We start from the raw sequence: 14,978 nt of genomic DNA, 5'->3' as shown, positions 1-14,978 counted from the left end.
CGGGCTGATCGCTTATCTTATCTATAGCGAGACGATAGCATACGGCAAACCCGCCCAGACAAAGCGCCGCTGCCCGCCGGCAAAGCGGGCGGGCTGCGGGCTGCCGAAGCAACGCCTCAGGGCAGGTCAAACACCAGCACTTCGGCACCATCGCCGTGCGCCAGGGTCACGGCCTCGGCGCCTTCGAGCTGTGCGGCATCGCCCGCTTCCAGCGCCTTGCCATTGACGGTGACGCGGCCACGCGCCACATGCACATAGGCCTTGCGCTTGGGCGCCAGCGCCAGCGTGGCGGACTCGTCTGCGTCAAACAAGCCGGCATACAGGCGCATGTCCTGATGGATCACCACCGAGCCCTCGGCACCGTCGCGGCTGCCCACCAGGCGCAGCCGGCCGCGCTTGTCGGCCGCCGGAAAGTGCTTCTCCTCGTAGCCGGGCTCAAGGTCGGACTTCTCCGGCAGGATCCAGATCTGCAGGAAGTGCGTGGTGTCGTGTGCGGCGTGGTTGTACTCCGAGTGCCGCACGCCGGTGCCCGCGCTCATGCGCTGCACGTCGCCGGGGCGGATCACGCTGCCGTTGCCCATGCTGTCCTTGTGGGCCAGCTCGCCTTCCAGCACATAGCTGATGATTTCCATGTCGCGGTGGCCATGGGTGCCGAAACCCATGCCCGGCGCTACACGGTCTTCGTTGATGACGCGCAGCGGCCCGAACTGCACGTGCTTGGGATCGTAGTAGTCCGCGAAGGAAAACGTATGGTATGACTTGAGCCAGCCATGATCGGCATAACCACGTTCACCCGCCTTTCTGATTTCAATCATTTTGACGGCCCTCCTTCAGGCCACATCGGCGCAGGAGCTGGGTTTATCCTAGTCCTGGCCTTGCGCAACGTTTCGATGCTAGGCAGTTTAGGGTGGCAGGCGTATATTTGGCGGACCGATCTTAGAAGCATTCATTCAGAAATTCTGAACATGGCACTCTCTCTCGAATCCCTGGAAGTTCTTGACGCCATCGAGCGCAAGGGCAGCTTTGCCGCCGCCGCGCACGAGATGGGCAAAGTGCCCTCCGCGCTCACCTATGTGGTGCGCAAGCTGGAGGAAGACCTGGACGTGCTGCTATTCGACCGACGCCGCCACCGCGCCGAGCTCACGCCCGCCGGGCGCGCCTTGCTGGACGAAGGCCGCCACCTGCTGCACGCCGCCGACGACCTGGCCCGCCGCGTCAAGCGGCTGGCCACCGGCTGGGAAGCCACCCTGACCATCGTGGTCGACGACCTGATCAATTTCCGCGCCCTGCTGCCGGTCATCCAGGACTTCTATGCCGAGAACGATGCCACCCGGCTGCGCTTTGCCAAGGAAGTGCTGGGCGGCGCGTGGGATGCACTGGTCAGCAGCCGCGCCGACCTGGTGATCGGCGGCGCCTACGATGCGCCGAGCACCCAGGGCTTCCAGGTGCGCCCGCTGGGTTCCATGCCCTTTGTCTTCGCGGTGGCCGCGCATCATCCGCTGGCGACCGAGCCCGGCCCGCTGACCACCCTGCAGATTGCCAAGCACCGCATCGTGGCCGTGGGCGATACCTCGCGCAACCTGCCCGCCCGCACCCATGGCGTGCTCGCCGGGCAGGACGTGCTGGTGGTGCCCACCATGCGCGACAAGCTCGAAGCCCAGATCCGCGGCCTGGGCTGCGGCTGGCTGCCGGCGCCCATGGCGCAGCCCTTTATCGAAAGCGGCGTGCTGCAGGCACGCGAGACCCTGGAGGTACGCGCCCCCGGCAATTTCAAGGTAGCCTGGCGCACCAGCACGCGCGGCAAGGCGCTGCAATGGTGGGCCAACAAGCTGGACGACCCGCGCCTGGCGCAAGCCCTGCTCCAGCAGCAGCCGGGCCAGCCTGACTAAGCACCAGACCCATCGCCGGACCCATCACCGCCTAACACCTGCTTTCGTCATGCCTACCCGCCCTAGCCCGGCGCCCAGCTACCGGGGCCGCTTTGCGCCCTCCCCCACCGGCCCGTTGCACATGGGCTCGCTGGTCACCGCGCTGGCCAGCTGGCTCGACGCACGCGCCCATCTAGGCAGCTGGCTGGTGCGCATCGAGGACATCGACTATCCGCGCTGCGTGCGCGGCGCGGACCAGCAGATCCTGCGCGCCCTGGCGCGGCTCGGCCTGCATCCGGACGAGCCGCCGCAATGGCAGAGCCGGCGCGAAGCGCTGTACGCCGAAGCGCTGCGCCAGCTCGATGCCGACCATCGGACTTATCCCTGTGGATGCTCGCGCAAGGAAATCGCCGACTCGCTGCTGCATGCGCGTGAGCGCCACCAGACACTCGGGTATCCCGGCACCTGCCGCGACGGCCTGCATGGCAAGCTGCCCCGCGCCTGGCGGGTGCGGGTGCCAGACGGCGACGCTGCGCTGATCTGCTTCGAGGACCGCTGGCAAGGCCGGCAATGCCAGGACCTCGCGACCGAGCTCGGCGACTTCGTGCTGCGCCGCGCCGATGGCTTGTGGGCTTACCAGCTAGCGGTAGTGGTCGACGATGGCCACCAGGGCATCACGCATATCGTGCGCGGCGCCGACCTGCTCGACTCCACGCCGCGGCAGATCCACCTGCAGCATCTGCTGGGGCTGCCCACGCCGTCGTACCTGCACGTGCCGGTGGTGACCAACGCGCTGGGCGAGAAGCTCAGCAAGCAAAGCGGCGCGCAGGCCATCGACGACCTCGATCCGCTGGCGGCACTGCGCACGGCCGGCGCGCACCTGGGACTGGCGAGCGCGGCGCAATCGGTGGAGAGCTGGCTGAGCGATGCCACTGCCGGCTGGGCGGCCTTGCTGGAACGCCTGCCCGCCCAGGCGCACGGCGAAGCGACGACGCCCCCCTGAATGGCATGAGGCCCAAAACAAGACAGGCGCCCGAAGGCGCCTGTCTTGCTGGCTGCGGCGGCAGCGATCCGCTACGCGCGGTGCCGCTCCGTGGCGCTCAGGACTTGCGCGGCACGCCGCCCAGCAGCGCCGCCAGCTGCCGCTTGGGCGCCGGACGGCCGCGGCCAAAGGCGGCGGCATTGTTGTCCGTCACGTCGGGCTGCGCGGCAATCGCCGCGGCGCTCGGCTCGTAGGGACGCGAGAAGAAGGAATCGTCGGAGGGGCGGAACGTGTTGCGCGAGCTGGCCGGATCGTTGCGGCGCGCACGCGGCTCCTCGCCGTCGCCATTGGCGCGCGGGCGGCGCATTTCGGTGCGGGCACGGCGGCGGTCATTCTCGTCTGCGCGGGCGCCGGCGCCGGTGGGGTCGAACCCCACCAGCGCGGTACGCGGCAGGCTGCGCTTGAGCAGCTTCTCGATATCAACCAGCAGGCGCTCATCGGCCGGCACGTAGATCGACAGGGCATCGCCACTGGCGCCGGCACGGCCGGTACGGCCGATGCGGTGGATGTAGTCTTCGGCGCTGAACGGCAGGTCGAAGTTGATCACGCAGGGCATGTCGGGAATGTCGAGGCCGCGCGCCGCCACGTCGGTGGCGACCAGCGCATCGATATTGCCTTGCTTGAAGCCATCCAGCGTCTGCATGCGCTCGGTCTGGGTCTTGTCGCCGTGGATGGCGGCGGCGTTGATGCCTTCGCGCTCCAGGTGGCGCGCCAGGCGCGAGCAGCCGATCTTGCTGTTGACGAAGACGATGCACTGGCGCGACAGGCCTTCGGCAGCGCGCGTCTTCAGCAGGTGCACCACGGCGGCCTGCTTGTGGCCGTCTTCGACCTGGAACACGGTCTGGCGCACGTTCTCGTTGGCCGAGTTGCTGCGCGCCACTTCGATGGTGACCGGCTGGCGCAGGTAGCTGGCGGCCAGCCGCTTGATTTCGTTCGAGAAGGTGGCCGAGAACAGCAGCGTCTGGCGCTGTGCCGGCAGCAGGTTGATGATGCGCTGCAGGTCGGGCAGGAAACCCATGTCGAGCATGCGGTCGGCCTCGTCCAGCACCAGCATCTGCACTTGCGACAGGTTCACCGATTTTTGCTGCACGTGGTCGAGCAGCCGGCCCGGGGTTGCCACCAGGATTTCCACGCCGCGGCGCAGGGCCTCGGTCTGCGGGTTCATGTCCACGCCGCCGAACACCACCGTGCTGCGCAGGTCCGTGAAGCGCGCGTAGCGGGCCACGTTGTCGTAGACCTGGTCGGCCAGTTCGCGGGTGGGGGTGAGCATCAGGGCGCGCACCGGATGGCGGGCCGGCGAGGCGCTGGCGCTGGCCAGCGGCAAGAGGCGCTGGATGATCGGCAGCGCAAAGCCGGCGGTCTTGCCGGTGCCGGTCTGGGCCGCGCCCATCACGTCCTTGCCCAGCAGCACCACGGGAATCGCCTGCTCCTGGATGGGAGTGGGCTTGGTGTAGCCCTGCTCGGACAGCGCACGCTGGATGCGCGCATCCAGCCCGAAGCTGTCGAAGGTGATCTCGGGGGTGGTCTGGTCAGTGGTCGTAGTCGTCATGGTTTCCGTGTCTTGCAGGAGGCGAACCCGGCGCCAACGGACACGCGTCTTGAACCGAGCGGGGGAGATCTGCGCATGGATTTAGGGGCCGGCCGCGTGGGGCGCGCTGTGTTGCCGCACGCCACTGCAAGCCGTCGTCTGTCCGTGCCTCTGCGGGCAATTCCGCCGCGCGATCAATAGCTCATGTAAATCAAAGACTTAGATTGTAGCATTAGCGGCCCATTTAAGGGTAGTGCGGGTGTGGCGGCTACGCCAGTTTCGGCGCCGCGGATTTCAACTTTATGTCACCGGGCGCGTGCTCGCCGTGTTGCGGTCAAGTCGCGGCCGGCCTACGAGTCCGCCGAACTGGACGCCGGCGCCCCGTAAATGTTAAAAATAACAAAAACGATTAATAGCGCACGAAAAACCACCTAATATCCCAATTTTTCGTGTTGCCATCGCCGCCTGGGCGGCGTCTTATCGATTTGCCGAGGAAACACACCATGACGACAGAAGGCCTGGGTAACCGTGTGAAACGACTGCTGACCGCCAATGTGCACGCACTGGTCAGCTCGCTGGAGGCGCGCGCGCCGCAAGCCGTGCTCGAGCAGTACCTGCGCGAGTTTGACGAGGTGATCGCGCAGGCGCGGGTCGGGCTGGGCCAGCACGAGGCCGCCAAGCATCAGGCCGCCAAGGCCATCGCGCGGCTCAACAACGAGATCGAGCGGCTCGACGAACAAGTCACGGTGGCGCTCCACCACGGCGACGACGCCGCGGCGCGCGCGGGCACCGAGCGCCAGATCGACCTCGAGGACCAGCTCGGCACGCTCAACGGCAGCCTGCAGGAAGCCGTTGAAAAATCCGAGGCGGCCGAAGCCGACCTGCTTGGCCTGCGCGCCAAGCGCGCCGAGATGGAGCAGGCGCTGGCCGGCATGGTGGCCGCGCGCGCAGCCGCCGAGCGCGCGGGCGCGGGCGCGGGCGCCGGCGTTGGCGCCGCGCCAGGCACCAGCGCCGGCGCGCGTGCCGAACAACTCGAGCAAGGCTTCAACCGCGCCATGACCGGCGCCACCGGCGTGGCCGGGCTCGGCGCCGGCAGCTCCAGCGCCGATGCCTCCTTGCTCAAGCGGCTGGAGACACTGCACAAGGAACAGCGCATCAACGAGCGCCTCGAGCGCCTGAAGGCCGCACGCGGCGCGGCGCGCTCCTGAGCGCCGCACACCAAACACCGGCTCCGCCGATCCCGACCGCTTCAGCACAATAAGAAAGCCGAAATGAATCAGCTGTTATTGCCGGGCAATGCCCCGTTCGTGGTGGCGATTGGCTTGATGGTAGTCATCGGCGTGCTGGAGGCGCTGGCCCTGCTGCTTGGCCTCGCCCTGTCGCAGCAGGCCGACAGCTTCCTGGTCACGCATTTCGCGCTGGACCACACCGACGCCAGCGCGGCCGATGCTAGCGCCATCGGCCAGTTTCTCGGCTGGCTGCACGTGGCCGCGTGCCGCTGCTGATGCTGATTGTGCTGTTCCTGATGGGCTTTGCCATCGTCGGCCTGATCCTCCAATGGGTGATCGCTGCCGTGGCCGGCCACCTGCTGCCCGTGCCGCTCGCGGTGGTGCTCGCCACGCTGGGCGCCCTGCCCTTCGTGCGCGCCACCGGCGGCGTGGTGGGTCGCTATTTTCCGCAGGATGAATCCTCCGCCATCTCCGAACTCGACTTCGTCGGGCGCGTTGCCCAGGTCACGCTTGGCGAGGCCTCGGCCGGCAATCCGGCGCAAGCGCGCCTGGTGGATGAGTATGGCCAGGCCCACTACCTGCGCGTCGAGCCGGACGAGCCTGGCCAGCGTTTTCCGCGCGGCGAAACCGTACTGATCGTCGCGCGCACCTCCGGCACCTTGTATCGCGCCATCGTCAACCCGCGGCCCGATCTGCTGTAGGCCACACGCGGACGCAAGCCGTCCGCGGTATTTTTTCCAAGTTCCAAGGGAGCATCAGAACCAATATGGATTCCATCATCTTCTGGGGTGTCATCGGCCTGGCCGGCGTACTCGGCCTGTGCATCATCGGCTTGATCTTCTCGCGCCTGTACACGCGCGCATCGGCCGAGCGCGCCTTCGTGCGTACCGGGCTGGGCGGGCAAAAGGTGATCATGAGCGGCGGCGCCATCGTGCTGCCGGTGTTCCATGAAATCATCCCGATCAACATGAACACGCTCAAGCTGGAGGTCAGCCGTGCCTCACGCGACAGCCTGATCACCAAGGACCGCATGCGCGTGGATGTGGTGGTGGCGTTCTTCGTGCGCGTCAAACCCACCGTGGAAGGCGTGTCCACCGCCGCGCAAACGCTGGGCCAGCGCACGCTGGCGCCGGAGAGCCTGCGCGCGCTGGTGGACGACAAGTTCGTCGACGCGCTGCGCTCCACCGCGGCGCAGATGAGCATGCAGGACCTGCAGGATGCGCGCGAGCAGTTCGTGCAGGGCGTGCAGAACACCGTGGCCGAAGACCTGACCAAGAACGGGCTGGAACTGGAGAGCGTGTCGCTCACCAACTTCAACCAGACCTCGAAGGAGTTCTTCGACCCCAACAACGCCTTCGATGCCGAGGGCCTGACCAAGCTCACGCAGGAAACCGAGCGCCGCCGCAAGGAACGCAACGAAGTCGAGCAGGACACCGAGGTCTCCGTGCGCGAGAAGAACCGCGACGCGCTGGCCAAGAAGCTGGAGATCGAGCAGCAGGAATCGTTCATGAAGCTCGAGCAGGAACAGCAGGTGAAGACCCGCACCGCCGAGCAGAACGCGCGCATCGCGTCCTACGAGGCCGAGCGCAAGCAGGAGGCCGAGCAAAGCCGCATCACCGCCGAGCGCCAGGTGCAGGAGTCCGAGATCCAGCGCGAGCAGGCCGTGCGCACGCGCAAGGTGGAAGCCGAGCGCGACGTGCGGGTCAAGGAAATCGAGCAGCAGCGCGTCACCCAGATGGCGGCCATCGAGCAGGCCAAGGTGACGGAAATCGCCGAACAGGAAAAGGCCATCGTGATCGCCGCCAAATCGGAAGCGCAATCGCAGGCGCAGGGGCGCGCCAACGAGGCGCTGGCTGAAGCGGTCAAGGCCGAGCAGATGGTGGAGACCACACGGCGCACCGCTGAAGCCGACCGGGCCAAGCAGGTGGCCCTGATCGAGGCCGCGCAGGAGGCCGAGACCCAGGCGGTGCACGTCACCACGCAGGCGCGCGCCGAGCGCGAGGCAGCGCAGATGCAGGCCACCGCCATCGTCGAACTGGCCGAGGCCGCACGCAAGAAGGGCCTGGCCGAAGCCGAGGCGCAGCGCGCGCTCAACGACGCCATCAACGCGCTGTCGTCGGACCAGACCAGCCTGAAGTTCAAGCTGGCGCTGCTGCAGGCGCTGCCGGGCGTGATCCAGCAGAGCGTGGAGCCGATGAAGGCGATCGATGGCATCAAGATCATCCAGGTCGACGGCCTCAACCGCGGCGGCGCGGCGCCAGCCGGCGGCGCAGGCAACGGTGGCGGCAATGGAAATGGCAACGGCAATCTCGCGGAGCAGGCGATGTCCGCCGCGCTGTCCTACCGCGCACATGCGCCGCTGATCGATTCGTTGCTCAAGGAAGTGGGCTTGGCCGGCGGCTCGCTGCAGGGCCTGGTTCCCAGCCTCGCGGCCGCGCAAGCGGCATCGCACACGGACGACGCGCAGGTCTTGCCGCTGAAGCACGCCAGCCATGCCGCCAACGCGCCGGAGATCGAACCGGGAAGCAACGCCAGCAACTGACGGCTGGCCGACCGGCGAATAGGCTAATGGGCTAATGGGCTAATGGGCTAATGGACTAATGGGCTAATGGGCTAAGAGGTTAAGAGGCTTACCGGCCAAGCGAGAGGCCGCATGCATTCACTGCATGCGGCCCTTTTTTCCATTGCGGCTTAATCCAGTTTCGCGCCCGACTCCGCCACCAGCGTCTTCCACACCGGCCATTCCCGCGCAAAGATGGCTTGCGACTGGGCAGGCGTGCTGCCCACCGGGCGCAGGCCCAGCGCGGCGAAACGCGCCTGCATGTCCGGCGCCTGGATCAGCGCGCGCACCTCTTCATCCAGCTTCGCCACCACCGGCGCGGGCGTGCCGACCGGCGCCAGCAACCCAATCCAGCCCAACACCTTGAACGCGTTGTCGTCCATGCCCGCCTCGGCGAAGGTCGGCAGGTCCGGCAGCACCGGGCTGCGCTGCGTGCCCGTCACCGCGATGGCCTTGAGCTTGCCGCTCTGGATGTAAGGCTTGGCCGACAGCACGCTGGCCACGGCCCACTGCACCTGGCCGCCAAGCAGGTCCTGCAGCATGGGGGCCTCGCCCTTGTACGGCACGTGCACCATATCGCCATGCGTGACCTTGCTGAAATACGCGCCGGCGAGGTGCGGATACGAGCCGACACCCCAGGAGGCATAGCTGACCTTTCCCTTGTGAGCGCGGCCGTAGTCGGCCAACTCCTTGACTGACTTGACCGGCAGCGATGGCGTGGTGACCAGCACCAGCGGCGCATCGGCGATCACGTTGACCAGCGTCAGGTCCTTGCGCGGATCGTAGGGCAGCCGGTTGTAGAGGAACTGGTTGGTCAGCACGGACTGCGTGATCGTGACCAGCAGCGTGTAGCCGTCCGGCGCCGCCTTGGCCACCGCGTCCGTGCCGATGATGCCGGAGGCGCCGGCCTTGTTGTCCACGATGATGGGCTGGCCGAGCTTCTTGCTCAGCTTCTCGCCCAGCGCGCGCGCCACGATATCGCTGCCGCCGCCGGCTGCATAGGGCACCACCACGCGCACCGGCTTGGCCGGGTAAGCATCAGCCATGGCGTGGGAAGTCATCAGGGAAGTGCCGCCAAGGGCAAGCGCAAGCAAAGCGCGTCGAACCATGCCTAGTCTCCAGAAATCTTCTTTTATTGGTCGGGACATGCTTACCGACTTGAGAAAATACGTCCAATGCAATATTTTTCAGTTTTCCATGCATAAAAAACAAAATCATGGGCCTGCGCCGCCTGCATCATTTCGTCACCCTGATCGAGCAAGGCAGCTTTGCCCGCGCCGCCACCGCGCTGCACCTGTCGCAACCGGCGCTCTCGCGCAGCATCCAAGGCCTGGAAGACGAGTTCGGCAGCCAGCTGCTGGACCGCAGCTACGGCAAGGCGCGCCCCACGGCCTCCGGCAGCATCGTGCTGGAGCGGGCGCGCCGCATGCTGCGCGAAGGCCGCGAGCTGCGGCGCGACCTGGAACTGCTGCGCGACGTGGAGATGGGCGAAGTGAGCGTAGGCTTTGGCCCGTTTGCCGCGGCCATCCTGATGGAGCCCGTGCTGACGGCGCTGCTGGCGCGCTATCCCAAGCTGCGAATCGACATCGAGATCGCGGACACGCCTTCGATGGTGCAAAAGCTCAAGGCCGAGCAGCTGGATTTTTTTGTGGGCGAGAGCCAGAGCCTGAAGGATGAAGCGCAGTTGCGGATCGACCGCCTGCGCTCGCTGGAGACCAGCTTCTTCGTGCGCAGCGGCCATGCGCTGGCCGCGCGCGGGGCGGCCGCGCTGACCGGCCTGCTGGCGTTTCCCGTGGCCGGCCCGCGCATCCCGGCGCGGGTGGCGGACTTCTTTCGCGAGCGCATCCGCGCGGAGGCTGGCGAGGGCGCGCGCGAGTTGCTCACGGTGACCTGCGACGACATGCACACGCTGCGCACGCTGATCCTCAACACCGACGCCATCGGCCTGGTGCCCAGGGCCATGATGACCGCGGAGCAAGCCAGCGGCGCGCTCGTGGCCCTGCAGGTCACGCCGCCAATCGATCTCAAGGCCGCGTATGGGCTGGTCTCGCTCGCCGGGCGCTCGCTGTCGCCGGCGGCGCAGGCGCTGGTCGGCCTGGTTCACCAGATCCTGCCGGGGCCGCCCGCGATGCACGACAAGCTGCCTCTGCCCGGCCTGTCCGACTTGCCCGCCTCGTAGCCGCCCAAAGCGGAGCAAAAAAGAATAAGGGCCGGACACCCCGTGTGTCCGGCCCTTCTCCACTACCGATCCAATCCTGGCCGGCAACGTTCGATGGCACCCGCCAGACTCAGTCGCTCTTGATGCCGTTGTCCTGGATCACCTTGCCCCACTTCTTGTAGTCGTTGCGCATGCGCGATGCCAGTTGTTCCGGCGGCTGGTAGGCAGCGACCGTGCCCGCGCCGAGCATCTTTTCCTGCACCACGGGATCGGCCAGCGCCGCCTTCAGCTCGGCCGACAACCTGGCGATCACATCCTTGGGCGTGCCGGCGGGGGCCAGCAGGCCGCCCCAGGCGGTGGCCTCGAAACCGGGGAATCCCTGCTCCGCCACCGTCTTCACATCGGGCGTGAAGCTCACGCGCTTGGCCGAGCCCACGGCGATGGGACGCAGCTTGCCGGCCTTGATGTGCGGCAGCGCCGCGATCATGTCGGAGAACATCATCGGCACCTGGCCGGCCAGCAGATCGGAGATCGCCGGCGCGCTGCCTTTGTAGGGCACGTGCTGCACGTCGAAATGCCCAGTGCTCTTGAGTAGTTCGGTGGACAGATGGCCAAAGCTGCCATTGCCGGCGCTGGTGTAGTTGAGCGCGCCAGGCTTGGCCTTGGCGCGGGCGATGTATTGCTGCAGGTCGGTCACGTCGGGCATGGCCTGCGGGTTGACCACCATGACAATGGGCAGGTCGTAGGCGGAACCGATCGGCGTGAAATCCTTGAAGATGTCGTAGCCCTTGCGGCTGATCAGGTGCGGCGCCAGCAGCGTGGGCGTGGCCAGCACCATCAGCGTGTAGCCATCCGGCGCGCTCTTGGCGACGGCTTCCGCGCCGATCGTGCCGGAAGCGCCTGGCCGGTTGTCCACCACCACCGTCTGCTTGAGCGATTCGCCCATCTTCTGGCCGATGATGCGCGCGGCGGTATCGGTCGGGCCGCCCGGCGGGAACGGCACCACCAGGCGGATTGGCTTGGACGGATAGGCTTGCGCGAAGGCCTGCGGCGCGCACAGCGGCAGCGAAACGCCCAGGATGGCCGCACCCAGGCGGCGCGAGAAAATACGACGGCTTGTCTTCTGCATGATGAGTATGAAACGTAATCCAGCAATGACGCGTGCCGGCTTGACAGCCCGCGCGCGCGTCGGCGATCCAGCAACACTAACGGGAAAGACAGGACAAAGCTTCGATGGCCTCCTCCATGACCGGTCATGGCCGGTCGTTTGTTATCGGGCGGCGGCGCGGCGCGCCTCAGAGCTTCAGAGCTTCAATGGACCTGAGCGGAACAATCGCGCATCCATGGTGCGCAGGTCGGGCGCCACGGTGACCGCGGTGGCGCACTGGTCCAGCACATCGCGCTGCAGGTCGATGCCCGGCGCGATCTCGATCAGGGTCAGGTGCTCCGCGCCGATGGCGTCGGGGCGCATCTCAAAGACCGCACGCTCGGTGATGTAGAGCACGGGGATGCCGAGCGAAGCCACATAAGGGCCGTTGAAACTCAGGTGCGAGACCTGCGGCACGATCTTTTTCACGCGGCCTTCGCGCGCGATGCGCAGGGCGCCGTTCTCGGCGCGCACCTCCAGGCCACCGGCGGTGAGCGTGCCGACGAAGACCACGGCCTTGGCGCTCTGCGTGATGTTGATAAAGCCGCCGACGCCGGCGATCAGCGCTTCAGCGCCTTCGCCAAACTTGCTGACGTTGACGTTGCCGTGCCCGTCCAGCTCGGCCAGCCCGAGGATGGCGAGATCGATGCCGCCGCCCTCATAGAAATCGAACTGCGCCGGCTGGTCGACGATCGCTTCCGGATAGGCGGATGCGCCAAAGCTGAGGCCATCCGCGGGCGTGCCGCCGATCGGGCCGGCTTCCACCGTGAGCGTGAAGCCGTCAACGCCGGCCTCCACCGCCAGCATGCCGACGGCGGCGGGCATGCCAACCCCGAGGTTGACCACGCGCGGCTGCCTGCGCGCCAGCTCCAGCACCGCGCGCCGCTGCACGATGGTGCGGGCATCAAGCACCGGGGGCACTGCCGGCACCGCTGGCGCCGGTGCGCTGGTGACGTTGACAGTGCCGGCAGCTTCTCCTTGCCACGGCGTCACGTAGGCCGGATTGAACTGCTCCGCGAACGTCATCTGGTGATGCGCCGGGTTCTCGCTCACCACCACGTAGTCGACCAGGATGCCGGGCACGTGGATGGCCTGCAGGTTGTCGTGGTGATCCACCAGCGACTCCACCTGCGCGATCACGATACCGCCGGAGTTGTGCGCCGCCTGCGCCATCGCCAGCAGTTCGTGGTGAAAGGCCTCGCGGTGCGTGCTCAGGTTGCCGCGCGTATCGGCGGCGGTGCAGCGGATCAGCGCGCAGTGGATCGGGAAGCTCGGATAGAACAGGTATTCGTCACCGCGAAAATCGACCGCCTCGACCCAGTTCGCGCGGCCCTCGGCAATTGCCGCCTGCGCGCTGCGGTTGATGGCGCCACCGTGGTAGCGGCTGTCCTGCGCGGTGCGCGGATCCACGAACGTGTGCAGGCCGATCTTGGTCAGCACGCCGGGCTTGCCGCCGGCGATGGCACGGTACAGGTGGGTCAGCACGCCCTGCGGCAGGTTGTAGCCCTCGCACGCCTCGGCCATGGCAAGCGAGGCCAGGCGCGTGGCGGAGCGCCAGTGCCCGCCCACGATGCGCCCGGTCATGCCCGCGTTGCCGAAGTGGTTCACGCCGCGCGCGCCGCGGTCGCCCTGCCCCGCCGAATACACCAGCGTCAGGTCGCGCGGCATGCCGGCGTCCAGGAAACGGCGCTCGAGTGCGTCCGTTACCGCCTCGGCATGGCCGGCGCCCACGAAACCGGCGCTGGCCACGGTCCACCGGGATTGCACGAGCGCAGCCGCCTGCTGCGCGCTGATGACCTTCATGGCTGTCTCCATCGTGTTCTTCTCGGCGCGGCGTGCGGCGTGCTGCCTGCACGCATTGCGCCGGACCGCACTCCGCGCTGCACACCACATATTCCGCGAACATTTGTTCGCAAAACACCTATCATACGTAGTCATGCCGACATCGCGCAAGTGCGTTCAGCGCACTAAAATCACCCTGTTTCCGTCTCCTCACGCTATGAACAGCCCCGACACGCCCCTGGCCAACCCGCAGAAAAAGGAAGAACTGCTCGATTCGCTGACCAATGGCCTGGCGCTGCTGCGCCTGTTCGCCTCCGGCGCGGGGAGCCTCACCATGCAGGACGTGGCGGAACAGCTCGACGTGACCCGCGCCGCGGCGCGGCGGCTGCTGCTGACCCTGCAACACAATGGCTATGTCGCGCAGGACGGCCGGGACTTTTCCATCACCCCGCGCGTGATGGACCTGGGCTACGCGTACTTTGCATCGATGAACCTGCCGCAACTGGCCGCGCCCTACCTCAAGGCGCTCTCCGAGCAGACGGGGGAAACCTGCTCGCTGGGCGTGCTGGACGGTGAATCGGTGGCGCTGGTGGCGCGCGAAGAGCCACCGCAGATCCTGCGCGTCGACATGGGCGTGGGGCGGCGCATGCCGGCCTACGCCCACTCGCTCGGCCGCGTGCTGCTGGCCGGGCTGGACGACAAGGCGCTCGAGGCTTACCTTGCCACCGCGCAGCTACGCAAGCTCACCCCGTTCACGGTCAGCTCGCGCACGGCACTGGCGCGCACGCTCAAGCAAGTGCGCGGCGACGGCTACTGCACGCTGATCAGCGAACTGGTGGACGGCTTCGCCGGCATCTCGGTGCCGGTGCGCGCCGAGTCCGGCAAGGTGGTGGCGGGACTGGGCCTGAGCATGGTGCTGGGCAGCCGTGGCGCGGCGCACCTGGAGCAGCACTACCTGCCGGCGCTCAAGCACGCCGCGGGTGAGCTTGAGGCGCTGCTGCGCCGGCGTTGAGGGCATCGGCGCCCGGGCGGCGCATCAGCAATGCACAACCAGGGCGGGACGCCTAGAATGGGAAACGGGTCAAGGCCGGCACGCACCGCACTTGAAAGCATCACCGCATGACTATCAGACCGCTCGACTGGGCGCGTGACGGCGCCGGCATCCTCAAGCTCGACACCACCTACGAGACCGATCGCATCTACGCGGTCAAAAGCGGCCCGCTGGGCATCTGGCTCGTGGAGCAGGTGCTGGGCCAGCCCGTGCTCAACCACTACGACCCGTCCGGCTTCGAGCAGGATTGCGCCAAGGCCGACCACGCGCTGGTGTTCGAGAGCGCAAGCGGCGACATCGGCGGCTTTGCCGCCGTCAGGCTCGAAGCCTGGAACCGGTCCGCGCTGCTGAGCGCCATCATCGTCGCGCCCGCGTTCCGCGGCACCGGCATCGGCCGCGTGCTGCTGGGGGAAATCAACCGCCTGCTGCTAGCAACGCCGGCCCGCTGCCTGCGCGCCGAAACGCAAAACACCAACTACCCGGCCATCGGCTTTTACCGCGCGCTGGGATTCTCGCTGTGCGGGCTGGACTGGGACCTCTATGACCCTGACACCGCCGGCACCGAGACCGCGCTGATCTTCACGCGGCCGGTGGTGCGCAAGTCTGGCTAGCC

13 protein-coding genes and 1 pseudogene are annotated in these 14,978 nt (G+C 67.2%); 9 read left to right on the top strand and 5 right to left on the bottom strand.

The window, feature by feature from the left end; all coding sequences use genetic code 11:
• Positions 1 to 116 precede the first annotated feature (116 nt).
• Entirely contained in the window at positions 117 to 815 is a 699-nt protein-coding gene (locus AC07XB_RS08560) for a pirin family protein (protein WP_492375436.1), read from the bottom strand.
• Positions 816 to 965: 150 nt separating this feature from the next.
• On the opposite strand from AC07XB_RS08560, the gene AC07XB_RS08555 reads away from it, so the two are divergent.
• Together AC07XB_RS08555 and gluQRS are read left to right on the top strand one after the other, a co-directional pair.
• On the top strand, positions 966 to 1,889 hold the full coding sequence (locus AC07XB_RS08555; protein ID WP_309403664.1) for a LysR family transcriptional regulator: 924 nt from the start codon (positions 966 to 968) through the stop codon (positions 1,887 to 1,889).
• 49 nt (positions 1,890 to 1,938) lie between these two features.
• Entirely contained in the window at positions 1,939 to 2,871 is a 933-nt protein-coding gene (gene gluQRS, locus AC07XB_RS08550; protein ID WP_492813748.1) for a tRNA glutamyl-Q(34) synthetase GluQRS, read from the top strand.
• 97 nt (positions 2,872 to 2,968) lie between these two features.
• Here the strand turns inward: gluQRS and AC07XB_RS08545 are convergent, their stop codons facing one another.
• The gene (locus AC07XB_RS08545) at positions 2,969 to 4,459 is read right to left on the bottom strand and encodes a DEAD/DEAH box helicase (RefSeq protein WP_492831078.1); all 1,491 of its coding nucleotides are present in this window, start codon (positions 4,457 to 4,459) and stop codon (positions 2,969 to 2,971) included.
• A gap of 482 nt (positions 4,460 to 4,941) precedes the next feature.
• Between AC07XB_RS08545 and AC07XB_RS08540 the strand changes: the two genes are divergently transcribed.
• The 4 genes and pseudogenes from AC07XB_RS08540 to AC07XB_RS08525 all read left to right on the top strand — a co-directional run bounded on the left by AC07XB_RS08540 (position 4,942) and on the right by AC07XB_RS08525 (position 8,209).
• Complete coding sequence (locus AC07XB_RS08540) at positions 4,942 to 5,646, top strand: PspA/IM30 family protein (protein WP_494752791.1); 705 nt, start codon at positions 4,942 to 4,944, stop codon at positions 5,644 to 5,646.
• A 63-nt stretch (positions 5,647 to 5,709) separates the two neighbouring features.
• Positions 5,710 to 6,023 (top strand): annotated as a pseudogene (locus AC07XB_RS08535) (hypothetical protein); the annotation flags it as partial.
• Entirely contained in the window at positions 6,000 to 6,368 is a 369-nt protein-coding gene (locus AC07XB_RS08530; RefSeq protein WP_493688071.1) for an OB-fold-containig protein, read from the top strand. The pseudogene AC07XB_RS08535 and the gene AC07XB_RS08530, both read left to right, overlap by 24 nt.
• A 65-nt stretch (positions 6,369 to 6,433) precedes the next feature.
• The gene (locus tag AC07XB_RS08525; RefSeq protein WP_492827650.1) at positions 6,434 to 8,209 is read left to right on the top strand and encodes a flotillin family protein; all 1,776 of its coding nucleotides are present in this window, start codon (positions 6,434 to 6,436) and stop codon (positions 8,207 to 8,209) included.
• Positions 8,210 to 8,358: 149 nt separating this feature from the next.
• Here AC07XB_RS08525 and AC07XB_RS08520 read toward each other — a convergent pair whose 3' ends face one another.
• Positions 8,359 to 9,336, bottom strand: a complete 978-nt coding sequence (locus AC07XB_RS08520) for a Bug family tripartite tricarboxylate transporter substrate binding protein (protein WP_492375442.1) — start codon at positions 9,334 to 9,336, stop codon at positions 8,359 to 8,361.
• 107 nt (positions 9,337 to 9,443) lie between these two features.
• On the opposite strand from AC07XB_RS08520, the gene AC07XB_RS08515 reads away from it, so the two are divergent.
• Positions 9,444 to 10,406, top strand: a complete 963-nt coding sequence (locus AC07XB_RS08515) for a LysR family transcriptional regulator (protein WP_492375443.1) — start codon at positions 9,444 to 9,446, stop codon at positions 10,404 to 10,406.
• Between the two features lie 109 nt (positions 10,407 to 10,515).
• On the opposite strand, the gene AC07XB_RS08510 is transcribed toward AC07XB_RS08515, so the two are convergent.
• A complete protein-coding gene (locus AC07XB_RS08510) occupies positions 10,516 to 11,514 on the bottom strand; it encodes a Bug family tripartite tricarboxylate transporter substrate binding protein (RefSeq protein WP_492827652.1) in 999 nt (332 codons plus the stop codon).
• A 174-nt stretch (positions 11,515 to 11,688) separates the two neighbouring features.
• Entirely contained in the window at positions 11,689 to 13,335 is a 1,647-nt protein-coding gene (locus AC07XB_RS08505) for an acyl CoA:acetate/3-ketoacid CoA transferase (protein ID WP_492813760.1), read from the bottom strand.
• A 196-nt stretch (positions 13,336 to 13,531) separates the two neighbouring features.
• Between AC07XB_RS08505 and AC07XB_RS08500 the strand changes: the two genes are divergently transcribed.
• Both AC07XB_RS08500 and AC07XB_RS08495 read left to right on the top strand, forming a co-directional pair.
• Positions 13,532 to 14,326: an IclR family transcriptional regulator domain-containing protein gene (locus AC07XB_RS08500; RefSeq protein ID WP_492375446.1), complete on the top strand. Its 795-nt coding sequence runs from the start codon at positions 13,532 to 13,534 to the stop codon at positions 14,324 to 14,326.
• A gap of 107 nt (positions 14,327 to 14,433) precedes the next feature.
• The gene (locus tag AC07XB_RS08495) at positions 14,434 to 14,976 is read left to right on the top strand and encodes a GNAT family N-acetyltransferase (protein WP_492375447.1); all 543 of its coding nucleotides are present in this window, start codon (positions 14,434 to 14,436) and stop codon (positions 14,974 to 14,976) included.
• Positions 14,977 to 14,978: the final 2 nt, after the last annotated feature.

Source organism: Cupriavidus sp. GW821-FHT02F09, from assembly GCF_059421605.1.
Note: the sequence above shows the minus strand (reverse complement) of the source record. Positions and strands in the feature narration are given on the sequence as shown.